General features: G+C 60.7%; 13 protein-coding genes and 1 pseudogene. 8 read left to right on the top strand and 6 right to left on the bottom strand.

Annotation, left to right across the window (positions count from 1 at the left end):
- The coding region (locus tag Q1N79_RS29680) for a hypothetical protein (protein WP_300614424.1) at positions 1-207 on the top strand (207 nt) is incomplete at its 5' end.
- A 459-nt stretch (positions 208-666) separates the two neighbouring features.
- Positions 667-1,215 carry a hypothetical protein gene (locus Q1N79_RS29675; RefSeq protein ID WP_300614423.1) on the top strand — a complete coding sequence of 183 codons (549 nt, stop codon included), beginning with the start codon at positions 667-669 and terminating at the stop codon, positions 1,213-1,215.
- Positions 1,216-1,337: 122 nt separating this feature from the next.
- Here Q1N79_RS29675 and Q1N79_RS29670 read toward each other — a convergent pair.
- From Q1N79_RS29670 to Q1N79_RS29660, 3 genes and pseudogenes are all read right to left on the bottom strand, one after another.
- Positions 1,338-2,820: pseudogene (locus tag Q1N79_RS29670) on the bottom strand (IS1634 family transposase).
- Between the two features lie 157 nt (positions 2,821-2,977).
- On the bottom strand, positions 2,978-4,972 hold the full coding sequence (locus tag Q1N79_RS29665; protein WP_300614421.1) for an AAA family ATPase: 1,995 nt from the start codon (positions 4,970-4,972) through the stop codon (positions 2,978-2,980).
- Positions 4,969-5,541: a hypothetical protein gene (locus tag Q1N79_RS29660; protein ID WP_300614420.1), complete on the bottom strand. Its 573-nt coding sequence runs from the start codon at positions 5,539-5,541 to the stop codon at positions 4,969-4,971. The genes Q1N79_RS29665 and Q1N79_RS29660 overlap by 4 nt, the downstream gene beginning before the upstream one ends.
- Before the next feature lie 2,034 nt (positions 5,542-7,575).
- Here Q1N79_RS29660 and Q1N79_RS29655 point away from each other — a divergent pair.
- The gene (locus tag Q1N79_RS29655) at positions 7,576-8,175 is read left to right on the top strand and encodes a DUF2321 domain-containing protein (protein ID WP_367185157.1); all 600 of its coding nucleotides are present in this window, start codon (positions 7,576-7,578) and stop codon (positions 8,173-8,175) included.
- A 127-nt stretch (positions 8,176-8,302) separates the two neighbouring features.
- On the opposite strand, the gene Q1N79_RS29650 is transcribed toward Q1N79_RS29655, so the two are convergent.
- Positions 8,303-9,034 (bottom strand): helix-turn-helix transcriptional regulator, encoded by a 732-nt coding sequence (locus Q1N79_RS29650; RefSeq protein WP_300614419.1) that lies wholly within the window; start codon positions 9,032-9,034, stop codon positions 8,303-8,305.
- A 343-nt stretch (positions 9,035-9,377) separates the two neighbouring features.
- Here Q1N79_RS29650 and Q1N79_RS30895 point away from each other — a divergent pair, with 343 nt between their 5' ends.
- Positions 9,378-10,319, top strand: coding sequence for an HD domain-containing protein (locus Q1N79_RS30895; RefSeq protein ID WP_367185156.1), 942 nt, complete (start codon positions 9,378-9,380; stop codon positions 10,317-10,319).
- 5 nt (positions 10,320-10,324) lie between these two features.
- Here Q1N79_RS30895 and Q1N79_RS29640 read toward each other — a convergent pair whose 3' ends face one another.
- Together Q1N79_RS29640 and Q1N79_RS29635 are read right to left on the bottom strand one after the other, a co-directional pair.
- Positions 10,325-10,804, bottom strand: coding sequence for an NUDIX hydrolase (locus Q1N79_RS29640; protein ID WP_300614418.1), 480 nt, complete (start codon positions 10,802-10,804; stop codon positions 10,325-10,327).
- Positions 10,801-11,550 carry an XRE family transcriptional regulator gene (locus Q1N79_RS29635; RefSeq protein ID WP_300614416.1) on the bottom strand — a complete coding sequence of 250 codons (750 nt, stop codon included), beginning with the start codon at positions 11,548-11,550 and terminating at the stop codon, positions 10,801-10,803. The genes Q1N79_RS29640 and Q1N79_RS29635 overlap by 4 nt, the downstream gene beginning before the upstream one ends.
- A gap of 427 nt (positions 11,551-11,977) precedes the next feature.
- Here Q1N79_RS29635 and Q1N79_RS29630 point away from each other — a divergent pair, with 427 nt between their 5' ends.
- From Q1N79_RS29630 to Q1N79_RS29615, 4 genes are read left to right on the top strand one after another with little or no spacing between them, the layout of a single operon-like run.
- Positions 11,978-12,241, top strand: coding sequence for a hypothetical protein (locus tag Q1N79_RS29630; RefSeq protein ID WP_300614415.1), 264 nt, complete (start codon positions 11,978-11,980; stop codon positions 12,239-12,241).
- Positions 12,238-13,134 carry an HD domain-containing protein gene (locus Q1N79_RS29625; RefSeq protein WP_300614414.1) on the top strand — a complete coding sequence of 299 codons (897 nt, stop codon included), beginning with the start codon at positions 12,238-12,240 and terminating at the stop codon, positions 13,132-13,134. Before Q1N79_RS29630 ends, Q1N79_RS29625 begins: the two co-directional genes overlap by 4 nt.
- A 10-nt stretch (positions 13,135-13,144) precedes the next feature.
- Positions 13,145-13,336: a hypothetical protein gene (locus tag Q1N79_RS29620; RefSeq protein ID WP_300614413.1), complete on the top strand. Its 192-nt coding sequence runs from the start codon at positions 13,145-13,147 to the stop codon at positions 13,334-13,336.
- A 22-nt stretch (positions 13,337-13,358) separates the two neighbouring features.
- Positions 13,359-13,670 (top strand): hypothetical protein, encoded by a 312-nt coding sequence (locus Q1N79_RS29615; protein WP_300614412.1) that lies wholly within the window; start codon positions 13,359-13,361, stop codon positions 13,668-13,670.
- Positions 13,671-13,715 lie beyond the last annotated feature (45 nt).

Raw genomic sequence — 13,715 nt, 5'->3', positions numbered from 1 at the left:
AATTCCCGACGGATTTCAGAATCGGCTTCCTTGCAGACCTCGCGGAAGTCCGGTATGCTAATCCACGCGGCCGTTTCATTTAGTTTTCTTGTCACGATTAAAACAATAGAAACGGCCGCTTCGCATGCCCGCTTAATTGGCAGACTTCAATGCATCGATCCGGTGGACATTACGTTCCGTGATGACCGGGAGCGGGCTGCGCCCTGAAGGGCGCAGCACCTTTGGTCACCATTAGTGATATCGTCTACACCATCGGTAATATCGGAACTGTAGTGTGCAAGCCGCATAGACGAAGCTGTAAAAGCCGTTGCCGACGGGCGGCGCGGGCAGGAAGCCTGTCCGCGGGCGCACGTGCCGACTCACCTGACATCTGGGGCAGCTAACTGCACTGACCCCCGGTTTCGTCGTCTGGGTACCGCTCGATAGTTGTGATTCGTGCCCGCGGGTCGACCGATGACCTCAGGCACATCGGTCTGCTGTGAGGCCAGAGTTCACTCGCAGAGAGCCCTGCGTCATATTTCATGACTACAGTAAGTGGGGCTTATGGGACAAAAACGACTCTGATTGGGGGATATAGAGCAACTGTGGTTCAGAATGTGCGCTTTCACTGGAAGTATTTCTACATTACTATAAGTACAGAGCGACGCCCAAATCAGGAGGTGCCCAGTGCCGATGGACCTCGTGATAACTCCTACCGTTGCGGCAAGCGTCGATGTATCCCTGCCCCTCGCAGTCAAGATCCGTGACATCCTTGCTCGTCCTGCCGAGATCAGGATATCCATACAGAGCGCAGATTACGTAAAAGAACGCAATTGGCTATCCTCCCGGGAGTCTGGCGCCAAGTTTCAGCTAACCATTAGAGGAAAGCCAGGGTTCTGCCTGGCTGCACTGCAGAATCTGATTGGGCCAATGCGTCCGGACACTGCTGTCCTCACCCCCAATGAGATATTTGCGGCTCGCGTCGCTGAGATGCAGCGATGGAATCTGCGAACACCCTGGTCAGATCTCTTTCAACGCGATGATATGCTCAAGTTTGAAATAACAGGGCAGTCCCACATAGTTACACGAACGTTCCCCATTAAGTTCTATGAAGCTGGACCAAAGTGTTCAGTTTTCATCACCGGCAAGCCTGGATTCGCACAAGTGGCTGCCGCCCAGATTAATCTGAATGCTCCCATGCTGCAAAGAATAGTGGCAGGAATGCTGACCACTTGAGCCTGGGAGTATATCATCCAGCCAAACCGGTTGGCGCAAGGAGTTGTTCCTGTGACCGACCGACTCATCAGGCTCACAACCGCGCTCGCCCAAGGCGGCGCGTGTTCCCGAGTTGGCTCAAACTAGTGCGCACCTCGGCTGTCGCGGGTGATGGCGTCGAGGGCCTGGCGGAGGTCGTCGGGGAGAGGGTCAGCCGCGGTGATGGTTTGCCGTCCTGCCTGGATCTGTATGGTGCGGTAGCGGCGGGCGGTCTTGACGAATTTCCTTATTGACCAGCCCGTCTGGGCCTCGATCCACCGTCCGACGGCTAGGGCCGCGAAGACGACGGTGAGGTGGGCCTCGATGGAATCGCGCTTGCGGTGGTAGACCGGCCTGGCCTGCAGGTCGCTCTTCGACATCCTGAACGATTTCTCGATCTCGAAAAGCCGGTGATAGCTCCCGATCACGAAGTCCGCGGTGACCGGAGTGCCATCCGGGCGGGCCGCGAGGTTGGTGACGTAGCCCTTGATTCCGGCCAGGGTCCTGGCCTTCGCCTCCAGATCGCGGTTCACGCTCTTCACGGCGCCGTCGAGGGCGATGAACCGGTTCCGCTTCACCGGGGCCAGCCCCGCGACGGCCTTGGCCGCCTTAGCGACCTGCTCATCGATCCCGCGCAGCGTCCGCCGTGCCCGGTCAGCCCGGTACTGGTAATAGATCACCTGGTCACGGCGCCTGGCTGACGGTCCGGCGGGCCAGGGCTGGGTGAAGACGTGGCCGTCGGGGATGTCCTGGCCGGGATGCTCCCGGCGCCACCGGGCGACCTGGTAGGGCACGTCCGGGATCTTCATCCCGAGGATGAAAGACAGCCCGGCGGCCTCGATCGCCTTCTGGTTGGCCTCCGAGATCATCCCCGCGTCCGCGACCACGGTGACGTCGGGAAGCCGGTGGGAGGCCATGAATTTCTCGATCACCGGGAGCATCGTCTTCGTCTCGGCCCGGTTGCCCTCGAAGGCGCAGACCATCAGCGGGAACCCGTCCTGCCCGGTGAGCAGCCCGATGGTTATCTGCGGCTCCAGCCGCCGCTCCTTGGAGAACCCCGGCTCGTGGAACCCGTCGCCCTGGTCAGTCTCGAAGTAGAGCGTGGACACGTCGTAGAGCACCAGGCTGGCCGGCCCCAGCCGGGCGTGCGCGGCGCAGGCCGCCGACAGCCGCTGCCGCCACTCCTGCTGCGCGTACTCCGGCAGCCGGCGCTTGACCGTCGCGTACGACGCCGGCGCGACCCCGGCCTCCTCCAGGACCCGCAGGCTGTCGAGCTTGCTGACCGGCTCGATGATCCGGGCCAGCACCAGGTGCCGGAAGACCTCGTCCCCGCCCGCCGCGTCCTCCAGCCCCAGCACCCGGGTAAGCGTGCTCCAAGGCGTCCACCAGGTGACTCATCCGCGAGGAGGTGATCGGCAGCGGCCCGGACGGGCCCGGACCGCCCAGCCGGAGATCGAGCTCCAGCTGCCCGGCCGCGATCCGCTGCTGTGCTGCGGCCTTCAGCGCCTCCAGCTCTGCCTCGTCGTGGGCGGAGCCCATGTGCTCGATCTCCCGGGACCCGCGCCGCGAGGACCATACGACCCGCACCGCGGTCGCACCCGACGTGGTCTTTACTGTCCGCATGTACGGCACCAGGCCACTCTACGGGCCCCGCCTAGTGCGCAAATTCAGCCCTCACCAACTGCAAACCCGAAGGTCAGCGCGCTGCGCTCCACACGAAACCGCGATCGTGAGCCAACTCGGGTCACAACCGCGCTCGCCCAAGGCGGCGCGTGTTGGATCGGCTGTTACGGTCTGGTTCGCTATCAGGAATGTCTCCGATTGTACGAACCCTAGTTGGGCCTGGATGGCGTACTGTAGAGATCGTTGGCGAGTCATAAGTGAAGACAATTTCAGGATAATTGCGCCGATACTCCGCAGGTAGCTCATTGTCAGCAATAATAAGCTGAACACGTCCGGGCTCGGTTCCGGCTTGCTGTACTAGTCGCCGATAAAGTGCTGCGGCGAGTTCCTCCGACGTGTTAACCGCCAACCGAGGAGTGTCGAGCATGAGAAATGCTGGATAAATCGATTGAGGATCACGCAAAGCAACCGCAAGTAGTGACGTCCAATACGCCACCTGAGTTGCCGTAACTATCCCGCCTCCAGGTGGACTAAATGTGGTATAGGACTGATCATCCAGCAGCGGCAAGTAAGTGGTGGGGCTGATCGCTGCTGATTGTACGCCTGGAATTCCCAGCGTCATCACAGTATCGTGGAATTCCTCATTGAGGTTGTCCAGAACTTCTCGGCGTCGCTGACTTAGCTCATTCAGCGATTTTTCTATCGATGCCCGTACAGCCTCGCGTTCTGCACGCAGTCCCCTAACGCGCGCTCCTAGATCATCAGCTCGATCCCACTGTCGAAGAATTAGCTCAAACTGCTCTTGTTGCACGCGAGCCGCGCTGAACCGAGCAACCGCATCGCTGTACGCCTGAAGACGCGGCGTAACGCGCTCAGATGTTCTTGTATCAATCTTGGCGGTTAGCCCTTGAACGAGCTGCTCGCGATCCGTCGCAGCTTGCATGGCGACCGTCAATTGTTGAGCGATTGCATAAAGTTGGTCATCCATCTCCTGAAGTTGATCTGCCAGCTGACTGAATTCGTATTGCTCGGAATAAATCGCGTCTTCAGGGAGGACTGGATCCGGCTGCAAACAAACACGACAACAGCCCTCAGGTATTTCGCGGAATAGGCTGATCAGTGATTGCATGCATCTAGGGCATACAGCAAATTCAATATTCGCGAGGCGTTCACCGGCTTCACGCATCCGATGAAGGCGAGCTAGGTCAGTCTGAACTCTATGGCGTTCGTTAGTGTATTCAACTTGCTGCCTACCAAGTTCAGTAACCATGCCACGGGCATCAGCGAGACTGCGCTCGGCCTCGGTTAGGAGGTCGCGCAATGCCTGCGTCTCACGGTCAGCGACTGGATCAATCTCTTCACGAAGAACGACTAGCTCTGCTTCAGCTGCTGCCTGGTTGGCAACGGCGTCAGACAAAAGAAGTTCAGCTTCTTCACGTCCTGTCGTGTTGCTAGTCCGCAGAAACGACACTATCGCTATATATTCTTTTTCGGCATCGTTTATCTGACCATTAAGAGCGTTGAATCTAGAGCGCAAGGCCTGAATTTCCGCATCAGTTAGTCCGAATAGGAGTTCAAAGACCGTCTTGCGGGTGGGCTCACGGTACGACTCTTGACTATGCGCAATATCCCTGTTTATCGCCGACTGGGGAATGTACAAAAACGAAAAAATGTCTGAAAACGAAATTCGGGAACCAGGCCTACTGCTAGATCCCGTTCGAGCTGGCGCGCGCATATCGTCAGGCAAACCAAGCGCCGCCATGAGGAGTGTATTAAGACTAGGGTGCCCGTTAGCAACACGGTGATCAGGGAGGCGTTCGAGGGTCTTGAGATCTGTAACGCGGGCAAGATTGCGTTTCACTGGATCAATACTACGCGAAATCTGCAACCGAGACTCGCCGAGAGCAACATTTAGCGTGACATAATTAACATGTTCTCGTGCGACATCGGCCAGTACTGCGTTACCCCCGAAGCCGAACTTGATCAGCTCTAGGAGCGTTGTCTTGCCTACGCCTGTCTTGCCCGCAAGAACTGTGAGGTCAGATGGGAAGTCATACAAGACATCACCTTCCGTCGTATTTAGCAAAACGGCTTCGATGCGAAATCTTGTCGTCATTGGATCACCTCTCGTTGAGGACGGTCCATAAGTTCGGCCAGTCGTCCATAGATCAAATCTTTTAGAGCGTTCCCGGTGAGTCCTGCAGAAGCTTCCGCAATGGCCATACTACGGTCGCGGACCTCAGCCCAGCCAGTGGTTGCGGCAAGATCGCGAGCAAACCGGCGGCCTGCCGTAGTCGGTGCTAGTGCGACGTTACCACGTCTGCCCTTCGCATAGCGCACAAGTCCGCGACTAACCAAAGCACCAATCACCGGATAGTACCGGTGATCCCAGGGACCGTACTTGTAGCGGACCATTGGCGACTCAACATCCGTGGGTCGGTCCGTTTGCTCGGTGGACAGATGTAGACGATTGTCGTCCGGATCGAGAGAATCAAGAACCTTCGGCGCAAGCGCGGGATATCGGAGAAGAAAATCTAGTTTGGCTAGCTTGGTAAGCCCGTCAAGCTTATTTGCGTTACGTGGAGTTCCGGCGACGGCGTCGATCAAGATGAGTACTCGCGCCTGGTGGTAAGCAAGATCATCACGAAGCAAGGCCAAATCATTAGATGCGCCCGGATTAGTCATGACGAAATCACTCCTAGCGCCGTTCGCATTCGGGTACGCTCGGCATCTACATCGAAACGATTACTGAACCAGACCCGACATCGGTTAGACAGCTCGCAGATGCCGCCAAGTAGCAATTCGGCATCCATATCCGCAGGTCGATCCACCAGAGGAATATTATTGACCCGGGTCTGAAGTTCGTCCCACAGACGTGGACCCCACGAATCGTCTTGCGCAGTTTCATTGATGACGGAGGCCGTAGCCGCGTCACTTACACGTAGAAGCACCCGCCACAATCTTTCCTGGATTGCCTTCGCAGCGGGATCGCTAGCTGCGCGCCCGCGCCAATACTGTCGATAGTCCAATCTAAGGTGCTCCGCGCGCTCAATACTATTGTCGATGCATTTTCCCCGAACCATCTTAATAGCCATCCGGCTAGTATGGGGGAGTGGCGCGATGGGGAAATACGCGCCAGGATGAGCAATGGCCGTCCGAAGGGCGACATCTATATCGTCTAGGGTAACGATACGAACGGCAAGCCCGCGCTCCATTTCCCCAGGACTCGGCAGATGAGCACCTGGTCGGTATGCAAGGACCGGCGGAAGAGCCCCTTCAGCTCGTGGTCCAGCCGCGCGCATACGGGCTCTAAACAGACTAATTACAGCTTCCCAAATTTCTTCGGGCGGGAAATTTGGGTGACCTATGCGCCTGAGGATAGGCTTACAATACATACTCGGAGCGGCATGTCCCACGTGCATACGGGGAAGGCTGCCATCCTGGATCGTAAGCATCGAGAGGAACCGGCCGACTTGTGCGCGTTGCTCATCGTTAGGAGACTGTCCGGGACTCCTGGCAGCCTGCCACAGAGCTGGCAAGCCTTCCGGATTTCTTATTAGTGCCTTCGCCAAGCGATTAACAGAGACGGCGTGATGTCCGTCACAGGAGAGTTCCTCTCCCGCTAGTCGCTGCGTGCGCAAGTATTCGACTGTCGACTTCAACTCTTGCGTTTCACCGCGTGACAGACCAGGAGTGGTCACGAGTCGACACGTAGGCTTCTCATTCATCGCATGCCAGCGAGTGAGCAAGTGCGCTAGACCACCGTCGGTTGTGAGCGCATAGACAGTCGTATAAGCCCCGTAGGAGGTTTCCTTATGCTTTCCGGACACTAGCTCAGCATCGGAAGCTTGCATAACGACCCAATCTTCGTGGTACTCGCACAAGATCCGGGTGTCACCGCCAGTCGCAAGGCGCCCATCCTCACCTAGGGCCTTGAGATACAAGGCAAGACCATCAGCAGCAGCCATGGCTGCCTGCCAGTCATAATCGTCAGCCGTGATCGCCCCAGCATCGTCGCTAGGCTTTCTAGCCACAACAAGCTCGGCCGCGGTGAGAGCGGCTTCACCCGATGGAAGGGACATGGAGCAACCATAGAGTAGATAAGGTCGTTCCGCATCGTCACTAGGTCCTCTGTTGCCAGAGTGGGAGCAGCATCCCATCACAGGTCCGGTTCGTTCTCAGCAGTCATTCGTCCTGCGAGCCACGGCTCGCGCCTTGATCATTTCTGAGGTCGGCCGTGAGATGCCGTGAGATCGGCTCTTTTGTGCGCTTCCAAGCGCGAAGCGCGCCGCGTGGAAAGGGTGCTGCGCACGCGGAAGCGCCGCGCGAGATTGCGAGTTGGCCGGGCGAGGCACGTCGCTTGTTCAGGTCGACGGGGCTCCTCGGGACTGTGACCGGCTCTAGGACATCAGCGCTGCCGCGTTTGCAGTGGCCTTTACTCGGGCAAGGCGGCGACCGTCGCGCCACTGGATCTGTTCTAGGCGCTCGGGTGCAAGAGCCGCCATCTCTCTGGCACCTGATCCTGAAGCCCCTGAGTTCGCCATCAGGGGTCTCCCTCCGGTCGCGTCTTCGACGGCGAGCAGCACCCTGTAGCGCCGCCCTCGACAGGGATTCAGGGACACCTATCGGAGGGATGGCCAAGTGCGAGGCTTGCGAAGCCCCAGCCAGAGGACTTGAACGGCGCGGCTCCTTGCCGCAAGGATCAGCGAGCCTTAGCCTATGTGGCGCCTGAGCCAGTTCTCCTTAAGGATCATTATGTACGGACAGTCGCGACGGCCACCACGCCCGCTACAGCCTGATCCCACCTTCTGGCGCCCCGGTGACAGCTGGGTCAATGAGGAAGGACCACGGGCCGCTACAGTATGCCGCCGAGGCCATCCGATAGAGATTACGCTTACCGTTGCTCCCTCCAGAGATCTTGGCTTCTGCAACGAGTGCGGCGCTCAGATTATCGGGCGATGCCCGACTTGCAACATCCGGATTCGCGGAATGGAAACTGGCCTTGTGGGTGCGATGACGAAGTATGCGCCACCCAAGTTCTGTGATGGGTGTGGGGAGCCGCTGCCATGGGCCAACCGCCAAGACTACATCTATCAGCTTGAGAATCTTCTTGACACCGAGGAGATCGACCAACATACACGACTGCTCGTGCTGGAAGACCTGGAGCGTCTTCGTACGGAGGCTGACCTCGGTCAGGACAAGCAAGTTGAGGTCTGGAAGCGGATCAAAGACCGAGCGCCGGGGCTATTTATGGGCAGTGCCACGAAGATCGTTCAGAGCTTGATCACAGCCTATGTAAGCCAAAAGCTTGGAATCTAAACAGACTTGGTACATGCAGCCGCAAACTTTGTTGCATGTTACAGCCGATCCGAATGTTCTCGTTCCAGCAATGAGTCACTAGTTCGATCCAGTTTTGTCCCCGGTGGAGGGTTCTTGGCGTACCACCCTATTGTGACATGGCTCGCGAACCGGACCACGCCCTTGCGAAACTGTCGAAATAGGCTGTAGTCATGTCACCGCTTTGCGATTTGCAGAAGCGAAATACCGGCGCATGGGCAGCTGGGATACCATAGGCGTGCTGGTTGACAAAAAGCTGTTCATCCGCCCGGTATATCGAGTTGTACAAGACAGTCTGGTGCAAGCGAATGTTGACATTCTTTGACGCCATCAGTGGTCGGTACAGCGTAAGCGCGTTGCGGACTTTCGAGGGCATCGCGTCGCCGATGCCCTCTTCCTTACCGCGCTGGGCAACGGCAGCGCAGTCAGGATCTCCGAGCGCGATCCGCACTCGCACACCGCGGCTCGCCCTATCCCCGATGATGCTGAGCAAGCCCGCGTCCTCGGCGAGGAACAAGGCGCTGTAGGCAAGGATGCCAATCTCGTGCTCTGCTGACTCGAACAAGCATGCCCACACATCGCGTGGAACCGCCCAGCGGTGCGCGTAGACCGCTCCCAGCTCTTCTGGCCGCGCACGTCCGGTCAGCGGACCTCCCGCGTCGGGCCACAGGTCAGCTTCATCCATGCCTACCAGGTCTGCCAGTTCTGCGCGGTTGCTCGCGTAGGGCATGCGTCCGTTTAGCCAGCGACGAACGGTCTTGGGATCTACGCCCATACGTGCCGCGACATCGACTTCGCGAAGTCGCGCCCGCAGCATTGCTTGCCGTAGCGGCTCGTTCACGTCCTCGACGTTAGCAGAAGACGTCCCTAGAAGTCCCTAGTCGTTGTTTAGAAGTTCCAGCCTTCACGAGAGGCTTGATCACCGATCCAACGTCGGGTCGGCGCCATTCGCCGACCTCAGCCAAGCAGAGAAAGGCGGGATCGACGCTCGTGATTGTCTGGCTGTGGGAAGCAAGCGGCCCCACTCATCGTGGGAAGGGGGTCACCGATGATGAGGCAAGAGCACGTCAGGCCGCGGAGTCATGGATACGAGGTGGCCACGCGAACACGGCACGAGTGGAGAAGGCGCTCGCCGCGCTCAGTATCGAGTCACTGACCTCAGACTATGTGCGCACGGGGTACGGATGGACGGCGCAGCGCCGCAACGACGGCAGGATTGCGTGGGCACCGTTCTCGCCTTCCCTGCCAGAACTGGCGGCGTCATGACCCTGCCGCCAGCGTCGCGAGTTGCCGAGCTGCTCAAGGCGCGGTTCCCAGCCAGCGATATCGACGTGATGCAGGAATCTGACATCCTGAGGATAGAAGTCCGCTATCGTAACGCCTCTAGCCTGTTTGCGGTCATCGGGGACGAGCGCAGCCTCTTGCTTGTCGCCCTTGGGGCATCGCCTGAGCCGTCGTCGTCAATCCCGTTGTCTAACGAACGCGGGCGCGTGACCGCTGGGTGTGGCGAGACGTCCCCAGACGGTATGCCGCGTCCGTGCACGTCCCTTGCACTGTGCGTAGCCTCGGATCTTGTGAGTCAAGCCGTTTGGGCCGCTCAACTGGCCCGCACCCTCCTCGAAGTCCCGCTGCCTCGCCGCTGGGCGCACGTCCAAGGTGTCGCCGGACAAGCCCGCTCGCTCGCTCCAATCCTCGGCGGCGACGCCGAGCTGCTCGAAGCGTCCGCGTGGCTCCATGACATCGGATACTCGCTGGACCTGGTCGACACGGGCTTTCATCCCCTCGACGGTGCCCGCTACCTCCGCGACGGGGAGCACGCAGACCGGGCGCTGTGCAGCCTGGTCGCCTATCACTCGTGCGCGATCATCGAAGCCGAAGAGCGTGGCCTTGCCGCCGAGCTGTCCGCCGAGTTCGAGAGTCCAGACGCACGGCTGGCCGATGCGTTGGCCTACTGTGACATGACCACGACTCCGGCCGGCAACGTGGTTTCCGTCAACGACCGGATCTCAGAGATAGCCGAGCGCTACGGCCCGCACAGCGTCGTAACAAGGTTCATCCGGAAAGCCGAGCCATCCCTCATTTCGAGCGTGCTGCGTACCAACCAGCGTCTCTGTCTCGCTCATTAGAGCAGCTACGTGATGACCGGCGACGCCTTGCGTTCCAGGTAATCCATTATCCGGATACGCATTGAATGGTCCATCGTGTACTCGCGAACGACCGACGTAGGCACCCAGCGAACCTCGCTCGACTCACTGCTCGGCGTCGGCTGACCGCTGAGCGGACGAGCGGTCAGCACGATAGAGAATTCCTGCCGAACTTCGCCGTTGCTGGTGTACAGGATCACGTGCTTCGGGTCCGAGTAGATCCCGACGACTCCGGTGATCTCGCAGTCGATGCCGGACTCTTCCCGAGTCTCGCGAACCGCCGCCTGAGCTACGGATTCCCCCAGGTCGATCGCCCCGCCAGGAACCGCCCAGTTGTCGTTGTCCGACCGCCGAATCATCAGGATCTCGCCCGCGTCGTTGACCACGACCACGTTGACGGACGGAACGAGGCTGTTCGCCGCAGGCGCGGCGGGATCATCGTAGTAATCGATCCTGCCGGGACTCACGCCCGGTTCCCTTCGTACGGTTTCGCGACAGCCCAGACCCGCTCGAAACTCTCCAGGTAGGTAGCCGCCATGTCGCCGCCAGGAATCTTGCGCAAGTGGAATACCGGCGCGTTGTTGGCCATGACTCCGTAGATGTGGGTATTAACCAACAGCTGCTCGTCGGCCCGATATATCGAGTTGTACAAGACGGTGCCATGCAGCCTAATCTCGGCGTTCTCGACCATCGACAACGGCCGTAGCATCGCGATAGCGCTGCGCACCTTGGCCGGCATCGTGTCGTCTATGCCTTCGGCATGTCCCCGGTCTACGACGACCGGGCTTTCAGGGTCACCGAGCAGAATACGCACCCGGACACCGGCCTCGGCCTTCGCGGTGAGCAACTGACGAAGGCCGGCGTCTTCGGCGAGGAAGTACCCCGAGTAGACAAGGATGCCGATCTCTCGCTCAGCGTGCTCGAAGAGATGTCCCCACGTGTCCCTTGGCACGGCCCAGCGATGCGGGAAAACTGCCACGATCTCGCTCTCAGAGGCCGCGGCTATCTGGTCGCGGTCGAGCGCATCGGGCCAGATATAGGACTCGTCCACGCCGAGGAACGTGGCCACGTCGTACCTGTGCTTCCGGTACGGAATGCGCCCCGCCACGACCCACCGCTCGACGGTCTTCGGGTCTACACGCACGGCTTCGGCGAGCTTGGCGGGAGTTACCCGCCGCTCCAGCAAGAGCGCTCGCAGCCTCTCGTTCGGCATTCCACCCGTGCCCGCAGGACGTATTAGGACGGCTTCACCCTAGCGGGGACGTCCCGTCACGTCCACCGCTCGTCCAATCGCGTAGTCACTGCGTCCTGACTCCTTGCCGCACTCTGCACATACAACGCATAGCCGCCAAGCGAGGCAGAACGGGCGGCGCCGAGTGAAAGGAGGTTCAGGTGCACAATCTCGCTTTCATCGTCGCACTAACCGAGGCCAGGCGTCGTCAGTGCCCTTGCGGCGCGGTCGCCGAACGGCCCAAGGGTCTCTGCCGCAAGTGCCAAGCCCGTATCGCGTGGCGACGCAAGACCGCGCAGCCACCTCGCCGCATTAACCGCCGCAGCACTGGCCGCGTCCGCGACGCCGACCGCCAATTCGTCGGCGCGATGCCCTCACGCCGCACCGTCAGGAAGGGGGTTGAGAACTGATGCTTACCGCCCTCATCGCCCTCGTCATCGCTGCAGCCGCCTTCGCTCTGTTCCTTTTCGTCCTGGTGGTCGTCGGCATCCACGCCGAACCGCCATACCAGGAGTTGGCGAGCCACGCAGCAAGCCCAATTGCCCGTCTCACCCGCCGACTCCTCGGCGTCTACGTCCGCAGGACAGCCGACGCCAAAGCCAGCGATGACCGCGAAGAGTGCCTTGCCGGACCCGCCGCCGATTGGCGGCACACGGACGGTGAGGGCCGATGAGCCACCCGCCCGAGTGGATGATCGGCGAGCCGTGCCCGGCATGCGGCTCGCCGGACATCCTCGAATGCGAACTTCGCATCGGCGCTGACCAGTTCCAGATGGGTTGGGAGTGCCGCGACTGCGGCTACTCCGCGATCTGGAAGACCAGCACCGACGCCGAGGCGGGCCATACCATCGAGCGGCGCATCGTCGACGTGATGCCGCTGCACGCAATCACCGCCCTCTACGGTGAGCGCGGACTACGGGAACGCTTCGCAACCGAAACCGCGCGGCTCGGCGATTCGGCCGGCCGGCGCAAGGTCAAGCAAGCGCTTCAGCTCGCCAGCCGGCTGCACGCACTCGACCACCGCCAGCGCGAACCATTCGTCAACCACCTGCTCCGCGTCGGACTGCGGATCACCTGCCACTACGAGGTACGTGACGCCGACATCATCTGCGCCGCCCTGCTCCACGACACGGTCGAAGACCATGCCGACGACCTGTCGGCGGCCGACCGGCCGGGCGCGTTCGCGGTCCTGACCGCGTGCTTCGGCCCGCAGGTCGCCGACCTGGTCGCCGCACTCACTAACCCCATCTACGCTGCCAAGACCGACGAACACGACCAGTACCGCGAACACGTTGCCGCCAGCCTTGAAACGCACCCGTGGGCGCGAGTCGTCAAGGCCGCGGACTTTACTGACAACGGTGTCGGTCTCATCTACACCACCGGCCCCAAAGCCGCGAAACTGGCCCGCAAGTACGCCCCGCTGATACCTGTCCTGGCCGACCTGGTCGCCCGCCCGGACACGCCGCTCACCTGCCACGTCAAGGCACGCATCCTCCGCCAGCTCCGCAACGCTGAGGAGCGCTTCACGGTCATCACCGCCGCAACCGCCGCGCGGGAAGGGAGGTGATCGCCAAGACATGGCCATCTCGGTCTCGCTCGTCGTGATGCTCGCCGCCGCCGTGTGGCTGCTGCACAGGTACTCCGCCTTGAAGCTCTGGCACGGTCTCGTGTGCATCCTATTCGGCTTCTTCCTTGCCACGAGCAGCCTCGCCCCGGAGATCCGCACCACCGTAACCGCCATCGTCCGCGCCCTCACCGGCCAGGGCTGAACCGGCCCGCAACCCAAAGGAGGTGGTCATCACGACCGAACCCGCCAACCACCCGGACACCGATCTTCAGGAGGTAGCCAGCCGCCACGACAGCGCCACCGCGGCCATGGACAGGCTCGCCAGAGCGCTCGACACGATTCCGCTCCTATGCGCGGAGATCATCCGTCTCCGCCGTCGCCTGGCCAGCACGCTCAACGACCTACGCAACCTCATCGCCGCCGCACGAGCCACGCTCAGCGCCGACGCGGACGGCGAGCGCGATGCCCTCTACTACCTTCGCGACGAACTCCAAGCTCAAGGCCAGCTACCGCCCGAGCACCGGGAGCGGCCATGACCAGCGGCCCCACGCGACGCCAGCTCCGTCGGCACGCTCGCCGGC

This window comes from Trebonia sp., from assembly GCF_030042015.1.
Lineage (GTDB): Bacteria > Actinomycetota > Actinomycetes > Streptosporangiales > Streptosporangiaceae > Trebonia.
The sequence above is the reverse complement of the archived record's forward strand: the minus strand, read 5'-3'. Positions and strand labels throughout refer to the sequence as shown.

Excerpts from the sequence above, each read along its gene's own strand:
- Q1N79_RS29665 (WP_300614421.1), bottom strand. The coding sequence starts at position 4,972 with ATGACGACAAGATTTCGCATCGAAGCCGTTTTGCTAAATACGACGGAA.
- Q1N79_RS29660 (WP_300614420.1), bottom strand. The coding sequence starts at position 5,541 with ATGACTAATCCGGGCGCATCTAATGATTTGGCCTTGCTTCGTGATGAT.
- Q1N79_RS29655 (WP_367185157.1), top strand. The coding sequence starts at position 7,576 with ATGTGGCGCCTGAGCCAGTTCTCCTTAAGGATCATTATGTACGGACAG.
- Q1N79_RS30895 (WP_367185156.1), top strand. The coding sequence starts at position 9,378 with ATGGACGGCGCAGCGCCGCAACGACGGCAGGATTGCGTGGGCACCGTT.
- Q1N79_RS29635 (WP_300614416.1), bottom strand. The coding sequence starts at position 11,550 with ATGCCGAACGAGAGGCTGCGAGCGCTCTTGCTGGAGCGGCGGGTAACT.
- Q1N79_RS29630 (WP_300614415.1), top strand. The coding sequence starts at position 11,978 with ATGCTTACCGCCCTCATCGCCCTCGTCATCGCTGCAGCCGCCTTCGCT.
- Q1N79_RS29625 (WP_300614414.1), top strand. The coding sequence starts at position 12,238 with ATGAGCCACCCGCCCGAGTGGATGATCGGCGAGCCGTGCCCGGCATGC.
- Q1N79_RS29620 (WP_300614413.1), top strand. The coding sequence starts at position 13,145 with ATGGCCATCTCGGTCTCGCTCGTCGTGATGCTCGCCGCCGCCGTGTGG.